13 protein-coding genes and 2 pseudogenes are annotated in these 13274 nt (G+C 41.8%); 1 reads left to right on the top strand and 14 read right to left on the bottom strand.

Annotation, left to right across the window (positions count from 1 at the left end; all coding sequences use genetic code 11):
• Window positions 1–28 precede the first annotated feature (28 nt).
• From mobQ to AB5706_RS14695, 4 genes are all read right to left on the bottom strand, one after another.
• A complete protein-coding gene (gene mobQ, locus AB5706_RS14710; RefSeq protein ID WP_227623143.1) occupies window positions 29–1609 on the bottom strand; it encodes a MobQ family relaxase in 1581 nt (526 codons plus the stop codon).
• A gap of 681 nt (window positions 1610–2290) precedes the next feature.
• Window positions 2291–2587, bottom strand: a complete 297-nt coding sequence (locus tag AB5706_RS14705; RefSeq protein WP_002594808.1) for a DUF3847 domain-containing protein — start codon at window positions 2585–2587, stop codon at window positions 2291–2293.
• Complete coding sequence (locus tag AB5706_RS14700) at window positions 2580–2921, bottom strand: DeoR family transcriptional regulator (protein ID WP_173772494.1); 342 nt, start codon at window positions 2919–2921, stop codon at window positions 2580–2582. Before AB5706_RS14700 ends, AB5706_RS14705 begins: the two co-directional genes overlap by 8 nt.
• A complete protein-coding gene (locus tag AB5706_RS14695; protein WP_002304353.1) occupies window positions 2918–3106 on the bottom strand; it encodes a hypothetical protein in 189 nt (62 codons plus the stop codon). Before AB5706_RS14695 ends, AB5706_RS14700 begins: the two co-directional genes overlap by 4 nt.
• A gap of 484 nt (window positions 3107–3590) precedes the next feature.
• On the opposite strand from AB5706_RS14695, the gene AB5706_RS14690 reads away from it, so the two are divergent.
• Window positions 3591–4397: a helix-turn-helix domain-containing protein gene (locus tag AB5706_RS14690; RefSeq protein WP_173772492.1), complete on the top strand. Its 807-nt coding sequence runs from the start codon at window positions 3591–3593 to the stop codon at window positions 4395–4397.
• A 61-nt stretch (window positions 4398–4458) separates the two neighbouring features.
• Here the strand turns inward: AB5706_RS14690 and AB5706_RS14685 are convergent, their stop codons facing one another.
• The 10 genes and pseudogenes from AB5706_RS14685 to AB5706_RS14640 all read right to left on the bottom strand — a co-directional run bounded on the left by AB5706_RS14685 (window position 4459) and on the right by AB5706_RS14640 (window position 13126).
• Window positions 4459–5421: a DUF3658 domain-containing protein gene (locus AB5706_RS14685; protein WP_005927687.1), complete on the bottom strand. Its 963-nt coding sequence runs from the start codon at window positions 5419–5421 to the stop codon at window positions 4459–4461.
• 29 nt (window positions 5422–5450) lie between these two features.
• Window positions 5451–5828 carry a TnpV protein gene (locus tag AB5706_RS14680; RefSeq protein ID WP_005927690.1) on the bottom strand — a complete coding sequence of 126 codons (378 nt, stop codon included), beginning with the start codon at window positions 5826–5828 and terminating at the stop codon, window positions 5451–5453.
• The gene (locus AB5706_RS14675; RefSeq protein ID WP_002593556.1) at window positions 5788–6060 is read right to left on the bottom strand and encodes a helix-turn-helix domain-containing protein; all 273 of its coding nucleotides are present in this window, start codon (window positions 6058–6060) and stop codon (window positions 5788–5790) included. Before AB5706_RS14675 ends, AB5706_RS14680 begins: the two co-directional genes overlap by 41 nt.
• 163 nt (window positions 6061–6223) lie before the next feature.
• Window positions 6224–6376 (bottom strand): annotated as a pseudogene (locus AB5706_RS14670) (Maff2 family mobile element protein); the annotation flags it as partial.
• 241 nt (window positions 6377–6617) lie between these two features.
• Window positions 6618–7415, bottom strand: a pseudogene (locus tag AB5706_RS14665) (VirD4-like conjugal transfer protein, CD1115 family); the annotation flags it as partial.
• Window positions 7416–7563: 148 nt separating this feature from the next.
• Window positions 7564–10272 carry a DEAD/DEAH box helicase family protein gene (locus AB5706_RS14660; RefSeq protein ID WP_044963264.1) on the bottom strand — a complete coding sequence of 903 codons (2709 nt, stop codon included), beginning with the start codon at window positions 10270–10272 and terminating at the stop codon, window positions 7564–7566.
• Between the two features lie 258 nt (window positions 10273–10530).
• Window positions 10531–11646 carry a hypothetical protein gene (locus AB5706_RS14655; protein ID WP_368366154.1) on the bottom strand — a complete coding sequence of 372 codons (1116 nt, stop codon included), beginning with the start codon at window positions 11644–11646 and terminating at the stop codon, window positions 10531–10533.
• Between the two features lie 264 nt (window positions 11647–11910).
• Window positions 11911–12438 (bottom strand): DUF3592 domain-containing protein, encoded by a 528-nt coding sequence (locus tag AB5706_RS14650; protein WP_021738880.1) that lies wholly within the window; start codon window positions 12436–12438, stop codon window positions 11911–11913.
• A 54-nt stretch (window positions 12439–12492) separates the two neighbouring features.
• Window positions 12493–12870 carry a hypothetical protein gene (locus AB5706_RS14645; RefSeq protein WP_055169795.1) on the bottom strand — a complete coding sequence of 126 codons (378 nt, stop codon included), beginning with the start codon at window positions 12868–12870 and terminating at the stop codon, window positions 12493–12495.
• A gap of 88 nt (window positions 12871–12958) precedes the next feature.
• Window positions 12959–13126 (bottom strand): transposon-encoded TnpW family protein, encoded by a 168-nt coding sequence (locus AB5706_RS14640; RefSeq protein WP_081695227.1) that lies wholly within the window; start codon window positions 13124–13126, stop codon window positions 12959–12961.
• Window positions 13127–13274: the final 148 nt, after the last annotated feature.

Below are 13274 nucleotides of genomic sequence, written 5' to 3'. Positions count from 1 at the left end.
TTCTCTGATTGAAAATGGCAAGTGCCTGTTAAAGTTCCATATCCTGTTGTCTGTGTTTCGCCTGTGCCGGGGCGGTTCTTTGAGCCTTTTTCTCGTCCGCCTTATCCTGCAAGACTTCCTTGATGGGCTGCTTCTTAGGCGGCTCTTTACTTTCCTCTGTGCCGGGTGTGGCTTTCCGTACCCAGTAGCGGATGTCCCGCAGCTTCTTCAAATCCTCCTGTACCTCGGTCAGCGGTACTTTCAGCTCTGCGATTTCGCTGAGAAGTTTTTCCTGCTCCTCTTGCAGCTCCTTTTGGGTACTGTCCTTATCGTCCGGGTGCTTGGCAAGGTAGGCAGCGGCTTTCTCATACCGGGCAACATCCGGGTGTTCCTGTTTGAATTTCTCCTTTGTTTTCTTGAAAAATATCTTCTGGTACTTCTCATAGAAAGGCTTACATTCCTTGCAGTCTGTTCGGCTGGCAAGAATCCCGTCAATCACTTTGCTGCGGACTTCCTTTGGCTTCATCTGATTGCGGTAATCTGCGGCTGATTTCCCGGAAGATTCCAGAAATGCTTCTAAGTCCTCCACAGTGGAAAGCCCCTTTTGCCGGAGATAGGACAGAGCTTCGCTGACTGCCTTTAAGTCCTGTGAAGTCCCCCGGTTCTGTCCAGCCCTTGTCCAGTCCTTCCGTTCTTCCTTTCGTATCTCCATATACTTCATCAGCAGATTGGGAAGAAGTGTCGCTTCCTCCGCCGCCTTTTGTGCAAGCAGTTCTTTTCGTTTTTCTCCCAGCTCGGTAATCCAGCCTTTGAGGTTTTGAATGAGCTGCCGGATAGACTTCATCAGGCGGTTGGCGGCTCTGATGTCCCGGTTCAGGTTGCCGATGTTCGTCTGGATACCCCGCTTTTCCATCTGCCGGACAGCAGCTCCCTCATGGACAGTAGGGATAATATCAAGCCCCTGTCTGGCATAAGAACGCAAGTCCACACGCTCTGGGCGGTCATTGGCTTCCAGATAGCGGTTCTGGATGACCTCCCATTCATGCCGCCAGATTTCGCAATACTTCTGGTCGTTCCAATCCACCGTATCCTCCTTGTGGCTTTTCCATCTGCCGGACGGAAGTTTTATCCGTTCCCCGTTTTCGTCAAGGTCATAAACCTTGCGGCTCTTGGGAAGCCATTTTCCATGTTCGTCCATTGCCCTCATAGTGAGCATGACATGGGCGTGGGGATTGTGTCCCGGCGGATGGGGGTCATGGATTGCAAAATCAGCAATCATGCCTTTGGAAACAAACTGCTTCTGGCAAAACTCCCGGACAAGGACAGCATACTGGTCGGGTGGTATCTCTCTTGGGATGGTAAGCACCCACCGCCTTGCAAGCTGGGAGTTCCATTGCTTTTCCACCGCTTCGGCGGCGTTCCATAAGGTATTGCGGTCTGCATACGACCGTGGGGCGTTTGCCGGGAGCAGAATTTCATTGTGGACAATACCACGCTTTTCCGGGTAGTGCTTCACTTGCTGGTCGTATTCACAGAACAGCTTTTCGCCGCTTTGGTAAGCAGCGGCGGCAACCGCAGACTGTCGCTGGCTGCGCTGAACAATCGTGATTTCGTTGTGTGGGCAGGGCATTTCGTGTCCCTCCTTTCGGTAATTGGTGGATGGGGTGGCGTTTTACCACCTCATTTTGGCAGAAAAAAAGCAGGAGACCTTTTTCAGATTTCCTGCTCGGTGTGCCGCTGTGAAGGCGGCGGATATTTAGCTGTAAAAGTTCGGGACAAGTTGACCCGATGTGTGGGTGGCAAACTTGAATTTTACGATTTTTTGTTTTTCAAAAAGTCAATAGTTCTTTTCACGATAAATACGATACATATCAAACCTACAATCCCACAAACAATAGAGTCCTTTAAGTCTGCAAATCCTCCTGTGTACTGCATTGCATAATAATAAACCGTCCATATCAGTATCAATACGAACACACTAATACTTAACCAATAAGACTTTTTCTTCATCTAATTTTCCTCACATTGAACTTCCGATTAGTCGTTGACTTCATTATACTTTATTCGACCGTCAAAGTATAGAGAGATTTTGTAAAACTTGTCGGCTGGGAACAACTTGCAACGCAAGGTGTCCCCAGATGGCAAGTCCACAAAAGGGTAGCTGGCGGCAGCCAGCGCAGGGGAAGCGTAGCGTCCCCTGTTTGATTTGGAGCAGACCATGACTGCGGAAAATCACAGCCCTCCGGTGAGGAGCCTTCGGAGAACGCAATGCACCAACCTCTGGGTGGTGTATAATTGCGCCCTTAGTAAACTAAGGGGTTTCCGGTTTCTCCCGTTCCAGCAGTTTTTTCAATAGTTCCTGCGTGTCCTGCCTGTGAAAAATGAGTTTCAACAACAGCATGACATCATCATCTGTCAGGCGTTCCGGCTCTTGCAGAAAACTTTCCAGCATACCGCCACGAGTACAGAGCCGGTGCGTCCGTTCCTTTCGGGTAAGCTGCTTTAACTGGTGCTGCAATGCCTTTTCATCATTGATGGCTTTCCGCAGTTTCTTTTCGCTTTTCTCCAACTCCCGATTGAGTTTTTCCAGCTTTGAGGTATCAGGCAAGGGCAGCGTCCTCCTTTCCCGGTATCAGCACATAAATCCTGTTTGGTTCTCCAACGCCCTGACGCACCCGCATGATAAGTCCGGCGTTTTCCAGTTCATTCAAAGAACGCTTGACCGTCATAGGACTGCGGGACAGGACTGCGGCAATGGCTGTGACAGGGAAGCAGACAAACAGGATTCCGTTCTCGTCCTCCTGCCCATTGGAGAGCATAGCGTCCAACATCCGGCAGTACATGACCTTTGCGGTGCTGCTGACTGGAAACCCTGTCAACGCTCTTGGAAAAGCCATACAGGGCGGCAATGGTGTGTCTATCGTCATAAATTCAAAATTCATTCGGTGTGTTCCTCCTTTTTCTTTGCTCGTTTGGATAAATAACGGGGGCAGTCAATCACAACCGCCCGGAAGCTCTGCTTGCACCCATGCTGGCATTTCCGGCATAATTCGTTGTAAGTGACACGCCCCCGGTCATTGAGGTAAAAAGAAAGCTCATGCTTCCTCTTTTTGCTCATTCTCGGCATATTGCGCTTCCTCCCGTTTTCGTGTATGGTTTCGGGGCGATTTTCTGCAAAATTACAGCCATAGAGCCGCCTAAAATCTCCCGAAGTATCAGCGATAGGGTAGACTATCCCCCTATCAGATTGTCGTGTTTCGGTATCATTTCGGTGTCAGTTCGCCAGTTCTCCCCGGTGTCGTTCCTCCCCTGAATCTCACAGCGGCGTATCGCTCCCTTTGGTATGCTCGTTTTGGTAAGGGTTCCTCCATATCCCTGCCAAAAGTCATGGCACTACATCGCCGGGGAAGCATATCCCACACAGGCTGGTCATTCGATTGGAATAATCCATCGATGAACTACCTGTATCATAGAACATTTTTGTGCCCTGTGCCGTATGTCCACAAAGTAGGAATTAGGGGTAAAAATCAGAAATTTCCACGATTGCGGAATTGATATGGTATAATCAATTCAACGGTTATAAATGTCGTTAGAAAGGGGGAACTGCTTCAATGAACGGAGCTACTACAATACAGGAACGGCTAAAAGATTTACGATTAAACAAAGGATTAAAACTGGAAGAACTGGCAGAGCAAACAGGTATTTCAAAATCGGCTCTTGGCAGTTATGAAAAAGATGACTATAAGGAAATCAATCATGGCAACCTTATCCTGCTGGCAGATTTTTATGGGGTGTCCCTCGATTATCTCTTTTGCCGGACAGAGAACCGGGCGGAGATCAACACGCCATTAAGGGAGCTGCATTTGAGTGATGAGATGGTAGCACTTCTGAAAAGCGGTCGGATTAACAACCGTCTGCTCTGCGAACTTGCCACCCATAAGGACTTTATCAAGTTTCTTGCGGACATTGAGATTTATGTGGATGGAATTGCCACCATGCAGATTCAGAACCTCAACGCCCTTGTCGATACCGTCCGGCATGAAATCATTGAACGGTATCGCCCCGGCGAAGACGACCCCCATTTGAAAGTGTTGCAAGCCGCCCATATCAGTGATGATGAATATTTCAGCCACATGGTTCTGGATGACCTAAACCTGATTATCCGGGATATTCGGGAAACCCATAAAAAGGATAGTGAGAGTGCGCCCCAGACCACTGTTGCCAATGAACTGAAAGAAAATCTGGAAGCGGTCGAAAATTTCAAGGGCAGCCGTTTGGAAAAACTGGCAGTGCTTTACTGCAAGCAGCTCGGTATCAACTATAAAAATCTGTCAGATGAAGAATTTCGCTGGCTTATTCGGATTCTCCAAAAATCAAAGAAAACGGGAACGCCTATCAACCAGAGGAAAAAACGGTAAAGGAAAACCGCTGTTGCATGGTTTGTTGGATTCCATGTAGCAGCGGTTTGTGCTGTGGTTATTACTTCATTCGTTTTCTTAATATTCGGCGATAATTTGTTTCTCCCTTTGGTGCGTCCTGTATAATTTCCAACACACCATCTTCAAGCATTTTATCAATGCGATTGGAAATCCATACATCACTAATTCCAAGTTGATATTTTCCTAAAACATTACCTATGACAATAGCCATTTTGAATTGCTCTGGCTGTTCCGCAATTTCACGAAGAATGAAACTATCATATATATCTTCTGAAACGCTTTGCAATTTACCATTTAACATTGCACGCAAAGGTGCATTTTCATTTTGAAGTTGATTCCATTTCATAGCACAAGCTGAAAGAAATACAGGATTAGCTTTCTCTTGTAGAGTTATATAGTTTCCCCATTCGCCAGGAGAGACCTCGCCCCATGCTATTTTGGATGTCATAGTATTTTCTTTTCCATATTCCCATGTAGGTAACTTAACCAAATAAATTGTTGTCTGGCAGTTTAAGGGTTGAAGTTGTTTCATAAGCCAATACATACCACAAAGCTCATCTGGATTATAGCTATACCAAATGCGAATTTCTTCCCCAGCTACATATCGTTCAATCACTGAGGTCAATGTAGTTTTAATTTTCTGTATTTTTTCTTCAACCTGATAATCTAAATCCTCTACAAAGCAGACAGACAGCATTTTCTTGAAAACATTTTTCCGCTGTTCGCCAATTCCATTATCAGAAATATCTCCCACACTAAGAGCCATATCAAAACAATAAACATCACAGCTCTTGCCTCCCAATGGAATAGCATTCTCCCAAGCAATGCGTTCTTGTTCCTGTGCTTGAAGCTGTGCTTTTTTCATTTCATCTGAAGATGGAACACTCCCGTCTTCATGCCTCATAAATATTGAAACAGCACTTCCTCTATACTTTCCCTTGCCGTAAGTTTGGGCAATTTTCAAACTTCCACAGGCACTTTCACCAAATACAATTTCAATCATCTTATATACCTCCGATTTAATTGCTCCCGTTATGAATAAATCATCTCATGCAAAACAATTTCTTCTGCCCGGTTATGAATGTTATTGCAACGCTGCACCCATTCCATTTGGTGGGTACGCTTCAATTCCTCGGTTACGCCCTCGGCAGTTTTCATCTGCTCCATGATGGTGTCTAACCGTTCCTGTGCCTGTTCGTTCAGGTCTGCAAGATATGTCCACAATTCCCCGGTCAGTATCAATGTATTCAATCTGGCTGGGTGGACTTCCCTTAAATATTCCCGGTGCATCCGTCCGTACTTTCCGATAGGGCGGTGTTCCTCCGGCAGTTTCAAGTCCGGGATGTAATAATCTCCGACAAGGATATAATCAATTCCGTTTTCCGTTATTCTTGGTTTCAATTCGCTCATGTTCCTTACCTCCTGTGGAAGCAGGCTCGTCTGGTACTAACTCAATCACATCGGTAATCTCACAATTCAGCGTTTCGCAGATACGGGCTAATGTATCCATGCTGATGTGCTTTCCCTCTTTGCTCATGTTGGCAATCATATTTGTTGTCATACCAGCGGCAAGCCTTAAATCCTCTTTTCTCATATCACGCTCTAACAGTGTGTGCCAGAGTGGCTTATAGCTGATGTGCATATTGTTTTCCTGCCTTTCTATCTATACCACCGGGGCGGCTGCCCCGGCAGGAACTTTTCTCTTATTATAGCACCAATCTTGTGAAATCACAATTTATTCTTGTAGCCTGCCGCTGATACCGTCTGGATTGTGCTTTTCCTTTCGTTTTTTGTTCCAACTAATTAGCCATGAACTGTTTTATTCCTTGTGACTTTGCACCCGGATTGTCCGTTCCATATCCTTCCAGCAGATTGATCACTCCCCAGGCTGCAAGTCCGGCTCCGATCGCACAAACCAATGTTTTTAAGGTCGTAATTGCCGTTGTAAAAAATGCCATAAGTGTACCCTTGGAAAACTTACATTTTCCAGTCCTTTCTTAGATTTTTTCCAGAAAGGGAAGAAAACACTATATAAACCCTGCCTTTTGTGCTACACTAAGCATAGGATTTTCTACTTGGAAAATACCTCACACGTACAGTCGGTATATTCATTTTCGTCGATGGATACCGACTGTTCCTTTTTTCCAAATTATTCATGATTTCCTCCCATGATCCACTTCCCGACAATTTGTCGAGAAGTTACATCTGATACAATTCCACTTCATCCTCTGGTTTCAGTATCAGATTAGTACTCAGATATTTTTCAATATCAAAGGTATTCTTTTTGTTATAATCGGACAGATATTTGTAGTTTTTATGTTTGCAAATATCGTATTTATTTGAGAAAAATGGTCTGACACCTCTCACCTGCAGAATACATTTTCCCCCGTCCATGACTGCTATTTCATCCTGGCTCATCAACTCCTTTCCTGTTTTCTGGTAGTTCATTCCATAAGACCGCTGACTGCCTCTCGTATCCGATGTGTTATAAAGATCTATGGTTTCTTTTCCCAGGATCTCCGCTATTTCCTTTAATGTCGTTTTTTCCTTTCCACCTAGGAATAAGGTCGTATCACAGTTCCCTTCGATGGTATCGGCATTATCCTTATAAATTGCCTTAAGCTGAGACTTTGACTGCAAAATAATAGAAGCTGAGATTTCCCGGCTTCTAATCGTAGCAATCAATTTTTCGAATTTTGGAATTTGTCCGATGTTCGCAAACTCGTCCAGGAGACACCTCACATGAATTGGAAGTCTGCCTCCATATACATCATCAGCTCTGTCACAGAGCAGATTAAAAAGCTGTGTGTACATAATAGAAACAATAAAATTAAAAGTATCATCGGTATCTGAAATAATAACAAACAATGCAGTTTTCCTGTCACCAACCAGATCCAATTCCAGCTCGTCATAACTCATAAGCTCCCGCAGTTCCGCAATATCAAAGGGTGCGAGTCTTGCACCACAACTGATCAGAATAGATTTTGCTGTCTTACCAGTAACAAAATGTCAATAGTTTTTTAATCATTTTTCTCAAAAAGGCAAAAAAATAGAACGTATAGTTTATTTCCATACGCTCTATCTCACATTTCATATTAAATTTTGAATTCTACAAATTTTTTATATTTCGTTGTCAATATGTTTTCTACTCTAACGCCCCTTTTACTTTTTTGTGGGAAATGCACCGCTCCTCCCGATTGGCAAGTGCCTTCACCCTGCCTTCTAACAGAAGTTCCCTTCCTTTTTCATTTCTTGTATACACACAGTCATAATTTCCGATATACGGATGCATGCATTTTGCAAAACGTTCCGCATCCTCCTTCTTTTTCGAAAAACAATTTGGAATGGCATAGAAACCATTCAGTCCTTTGTGTCCCTTCTTTTTCACAAGTATGTAACGCTGGTTGTCGATCACATCAAAAAATTCATTGACACACTGTGCGAACAACGCTTTATCCCTGCCGCTTCCACCGGACAGATAAATAATATGGTTATCCGGTCCGTTTGATTCTGTCTCAACTTTACAGTGTGTTTCTTCCAGAAGCTGTTGCTCCTCTAATGCTTTGCGGATTCCATTTCCAAATGCCTTTAATCTTTTTAGCGGACTTCCCAACATGAAAATTTTCGGGAAACGTATCATAATTCCAGCCAGTCCGGCAGCAATGAAGAAGTAACAGGTTCCGGCCAGGATACCATTTTGGGACGCTGCAGCAACAATACCTGCCCCAATTGCCCCGATCAGACACAGAATTCCTGACAGGATCATTGTAAGAATCGCATCCCAGAAAACAACACTTGTGACAAATTTGTCTTTTACTTCTGTCTCATCCACAATATCCATTTTGTCATAGACTGCAAGTGCACTGTTCCAACGTTCTTTTAACGTATCGCGCTGCCCCGACATTTTCAGCATTTGTCTGTTAATCCTGTCAATATTCGTTTTATTAAATGGCGTTTTAATAACTGACAACCGTTTCATTCCATTTTCAATCGTATTTTCTGTATAATGCAGACCGAGAAAATGTTCCATCCTTCGCTCCAGCATACTGTAATCTTCACTGATCTGATTGTCATCTGCCTTTAGCACTTCGTTCCACGGTCTTAAACAGACTAAATGCCAGATGTTACTTGTTTTTTCCGGATGTTCTTTCATCACACGGATGGCACGCCCTCTCATCTGGTTGCTTAACATAAATGAGCCTACAAAGCTTGCAAGGATCAGGGAATTGATACAAGGAGAATCCCATCCTTCCCCTAACAGCGATTTTGTACCGATCAGCACCTGCATATAGCCTTTTGAGAAAATATCTGTTACCGCCCCTGTGAGAAAATGTGCATTTCCAACCGCTGTCACTTTAAGATAATCTGTTTCAGAAAGATTTCCGATCCTGCTGAATGTAACTTTTCCGCTCATTCCGATCGCCTGCTCTAATGCTTCTCTTGCCTCTGCCGGAATGATCACAATCGTTCCACAAAGCACCCCAAAACGGATTTGTTCGTTTTTCTTTTCATTGTCACGACGGAGCATCTCAAAAAACGGAAGCACTCCAAGTGAGTTAACATCATATTCTGTATTTCCAATTGCTTTTTCATATTCTTTCCGGATGTAATCTGTCAAAACAAGCAGCCTCAAATCCTGACCGGATGCCTCATATTCATGGAACACAATATCACGGATGCTGTTACATTTTCCAAGGGAATTTGTGAGCATTTTTTCCACTGCCGCACTTTTCGTCATGACGACTTTTTTCTTTTCTATCAGACCGTCGGATTTTAAATCAGCAATTAGCAATTCACGATATGTCTTGTCACACAGGTATGAATCCACATCATCATACAAGAATCCCTGTAACAAACGCTCCATCCATTGCACATTCATGTCCGGTAATTTTTTTGCCCCCAAAAGCCTCTGTAATCTGGACGGAATTGCAATATTTTTGCTCTGTAAATAAATCAACAGTGATGCCAGATATGCCGGATTATCCAGAAGCAGATCATCTGAGAGCTGTCCACTGAACCCCTTATGGCTTCTTACGTACGTAAGGAACTGAGTATCCCGCATGATTTTTTCTGTCATTGCTTTACTGCGTTCTTCAAAACGTCTGACTTCCTTCTCTTCTTCTTTTGTTGGATAGTTGAAGTAAACATAATCCTGATGCGGACAGAGGCTTCCCTCTTTTACGAGCTCCGGTATCGTAATCTCTTCATCGATCTCTCCACACATATTCATGTACCGCGTCCACATAGCCGGTGTGGAATCATATGGTGGTGTTGCTGTCAAAGCGATGATTTTAAGGTTATTCACCTGTTTTTTGAATTCTTCTAATGCTTTCCACCATTCACTTCGCAAGTGGTGGCATTCATCCAGACAGAGTACTTCGATCCCAGCCTCTTTCATCGTCCCAACCAGATCAAAACCGCTGTAATCTACTTCCTTTGTCTCTGTTTTCGCCGGGCACTCGTCTGTGCCTGTGCCACTATCCTCACCTGCATCTTCCTGTATTCCCTGAAATCTTGTCATGGCACTGTGTAATGCCTGATAGGTTGCAACCGTGATCGCCTTTGGCTGTTTTAAATTCTGTGAAAGATAATCTTCCCCCTGTATGCCCTCACATAAAAAAGCTTCCTCAATCCTTGCGATCCACTGCTCCCGGATCGTAATGGATGGTGCCAAAATCAGTGCTTTTCCGTTCATCCTGCGGATCAGTTCAATTCCCAATGTCGTTTTCCCGGATCCGGGTGCCGCTACAATATGTATTTTTCCATCTGCCATGTACCTGTCTGCGTGTTCCAAAACCCTTGCCTGATACCTTCTCCATGTTCCTTTAAACTCTAAAATACCTTCGTAATTCATAATCATCCATTTTCCTCTGCTTATTCCACTTTTTCTGTGGTCTGTAACTATTATATACAACTGCCAATTTTCTTACAAGAAAGATTCCGTGTCCAATAAGAAGTATGCCTATGTTGGGATATTTAAATCATTCTGCATCCTCAAAGCAAATGAATTTAAATAGAATTTCAGGTGTGCCTGTGATAAAATATTAATAAGTTTAACAACTGAAATTTGACTGTATCATTTTGTTCATCAAATTTATTATTCATAAGGTGTCTATTTTGATCCTAAGAAGAAATGAATTTTAGGTCTTGTATATTCATCAAACTGATCTTCTGTCTCTGTATCAAATGAACAAGACAAACTGATAGGCGCATCCTGATCATAGAAACGGAAACTCTTATAAAATGTCCCATTTAGAAATTCATCTTTAAATTGTTGTGGAATAGCCTGATAAGATAATATCTCAGGATTAGATACGGATACATTTAAATTCTCAAAAGACTTTTGTAATGTCGCAAAATCTTTTTCTATCTGCATTAAATTCTCTTCTAAACTCTTATTAATATCCACACCTTCTACATATGAGATATTGATGATAGTACCACTATTATTGACTTGAACATGAACATAACAATCAGTAGCACCTGAATCTCTTAAATATCCCATAACAGTATAACTTGATCTACTACGTGATTCATTTGGATTGTCTGCATGTACTCTTACACATACAGGTTCTAATGCCTTTTTTACTATTTCTACTTGTTTTGCAGAAGCTGCAATTCTTTGATCCATTGCCTGCTTTCCTTTTATATATTGAGGTATATAAGTACCGACTACAATAAGTATTGGGATAACTGCAAAGGCAATGAGTTGTTTTTTTATATCAGGAATAGGGATTCTATAAGCATGTGCCATGTTCTCGGCATTACTTCCTGCTTCAGATAACATATCTATAGATGTAGAGACTGTACTTACTGCACCAGCCACCTGCATAGCACTTCCTATATTCTTTGCAGTATCATTATCACTTTCTTTAAGGAATCGACCAACAGCTTGTGACGCCAAAGCAGCAGATACCTCTTTAGAATAATCTGTTTCTGACTGTTTCACATTTAATCTACCTATAAGAGATTTCCATTTCTTACCGTTCATTCCAAACTTAGGGGCAAGTGCACAGAAACAGAATATAATAACATATATAATGACAAATCCTAATGCAGTAAACATCCCTGTAGGCTGAAAACCTTTGTTTTGGAATACTAAATCATCTATCATCTCTAATGGTACTATTAATGCACATTGTACAAATGAAAAGATGAGTGCAACCACTGCAATCTTTGGATATATACAATATCTTTGAATCATTTTTTTCTCTTTATTGTTAATCATGGATATCACCTCTGTTTCTAGTATAACTTATTTTTGAATGAAAAAAGAGCGATATTTTGCTCTTACTATATTTGTTTCTTAACTAAAAGGAAATTACGAATATTTTGATGTTTAATACCATACTCAAGTTTGATTGTATCATGGTTCATCCTTGACCCGTTAGAGGGCAACGCATTTAATCCGAACAGCTCATTTAAAATAATATTATTCCTTTATAATTCTACAAACTTGAATTTTGTCTGATTACCAATTATCTTTTGTAATTTATAGCTGCATCAAAAAGAATACCAATACACTCAAGAGTATCGTTACTATTCCCATTATGATAAACATCATGGAAGTAAAACTTTTTGAAATTGGTCTATCAACATAGCACTTTTTAGGATTGTTTGGATTATAATAAACTGTCATCTTACTGTTGATAGGCCACAACTGCTCTGCAAGTTGACGCAAATTTGCAATGGATCCAGTTTTTACATGTAGCCAGCCTTTTTCATCTTCATAGACTTCTGATTTCACCGGTACGGGTACTCCAGATATTTGCGTTGTTTTAATTCCACAAAATATTTTCTTTGTTTTATAACAAGTTCCATTCACAAAGTACTCCACGATTGGATACACCCTTCCATTTCCCGGAAACCCATATTGTTTAACAATACCGTCTGTCTGCTTTGTACACAATTGATTCTGTCTTTTTACAATGATATTGAAAGTAACTCCTAGTAAAACCAATATTACACCAAGACCTCCAACTGTCATCAATTCTAACCATGCAATTTGTATTTCTGTCATAGTTTCATCACCTCAAATTCCAGTTTTCTTGATTCTGCAAACTTGAATTTGTAATTACATTCCATACATATTGGCATTCTTTACAATCACTCTATCTCCTTTTTCTAATTGTTCCTTAGAAACTCCTCTTAACCCAAGTCCAACATGTTCTGTTTTATATCCACAACCATTTGATTTTCGTTCTTTTGTATGTATATCGATGTTAGTAATTATAGTCTCTAATACACCTCCATTTGTTTTATAAACACACGCATTTTCTCCTTCTCTACACATTCCTGTTGATATGTTTCCTGTGACAACTGTTCCAACCCCCATAATTGTAAATACATCATCAATAATCAATTCAAAGTCTTCTTTTAAACATAATGGAACATCTAATCTGTTCATATACTCTTTTTCTCGCTCTTTTTTGCTTTTACCAAATAATCCCATAGTGTTTCTCCTTTATAACTTCTAATTTGTTGCTCAAATCATATCACATTTTCAAACATATCTCAATTCCAATTGTCTCTGCCCCCATCTATTGCATTGCCTTTCGGCTTGCTTCTGTAACCAGCATCCGGTTAATCTTTTCTTGCATGGTTTCCTTTGCATCTTCATTGAAATGATAGCGGACAACATATACTGTCTGCCCGATTTTCTTTGTAAATGTGTTTCCCTCTGTTTTTTTATTCATCATTTTTTCCATAATCATCTATTTCCTTTCTTTCCTGTGCCCGACAGAGAGAGGTTTGCTTCTGTCCCTGCCGGGAGTTTATCGGCACGCTGACAACGCAAGTGTCAACATAGGGTTTGAAACTTTTTTCGGGTAGTTATTTCTGTTTTCCAAAATACTA

Origin of the sequence: Ruminococcus sp. RTP21484sp1_RTP21277st1_D2_RTP21277_210401 (assembly GCF_040924225.1) — a bacterium.
Taxonomy (GTDB): Bacteria; Bacillota; Clostridia; order Lachnospirales; family Lachnospiraceae; genus Blautia_A; species Blautia_A faecis.
Note: the sequence above shows the minus strand (reverse complement) of the source record. Positions and strands in the feature narration are given on the sequence as shown.

What these genes read in the sequence shown, in the direction of transcription:
- AB5706_RS14660 (WP_044963264.1), bottom strand. Translation starts at nt 10,272, where the DNA reads ATGAATTACGAAGGTATTTTAGAGTTTAAAGGAACATGGAGAAGGTAT.
- AB5706_RS14680 (WP_005927690.1), bottom strand. Translation starts at nt 5,828, where the DNA reads ATGAGCGAATTGAAACCAAGAATAACGGAAAACGGAATTGATTATATC.
- AB5706_RS14650 (WP_021738880.1), bottom strand. Translation starts at nt 12,438, where the DNA reads ATGACAGAAATACAAATTGCATGGTTAGAATTGATGACAGTTGGAGGT.
- AB5706_RS14640 (WP_081695227.1), bottom strand. Translation starts at nt 13,126, where the DNA reads ATGGAAAAAATGATGAATAAAAAAACAGAGGGAAACACATTTACAAAG.
- AB5706_RS14690 (WP_173772492.1), top strand. Translation starts at nt 3,591, where the DNA reads ATGAACGGAGCTACTACAATACAGGAACGGCTAAAAGATTTACGATTA.
- AB5706_RS14655 (WP_368366154.1), bottom strand. Translation starts at nt 11,646, where the DNA reads ATGATTAACAATAAAGAGAAAAAAATGATTCAAAGATATTGTATATAT.
- AB5706_RS14700 (WP_173772494.1), bottom strand. Translation starts at nt 2,921, where the DNA reads ATGAATTTTGAATTTATGACGATAGACACACCATTGCCGCCCTGTATG.
- AB5706_RS14675 (WP_002593556.1), bottom strand. Translation starts at nt 6,060, where the DNA reads ATGCACATCAGCTATAAGCCACTCTGGCACACACTGTTAGAGCGTGAT.
- AB5706_RS14645 (WP_055169795.1), bottom strand. Translation starts at nt 12,870, where the DNA reads ATGGGATTATTTGGTAAAAGCAAAAAAGAGCGAGAAAAAGAGTATATG.
- mobQ (WP_227623143.1), bottom strand. Translation starts at nt 1,609, where the DNA reads ATGCCCTGCCCACACAACGAAATCACGATTGTTCAGCGCAGCCAGCGA.
- AB5706_RS14695 (WP_002304353.1), bottom strand. Translation starts at nt 3,106, where the DNA reads ATGCCGAGAATGAGCAAAAAGAGGAAGCATGAGCTTTCTTTTTACCTC.
- AB5706_RS14685 (WP_005927687.1), bottom strand. Translation starts at nt 5,421, where the DNA reads ATGATTGAAATTGTATTTGGTGAAAGTGCCTGTGGAAGTTTGAAAATT.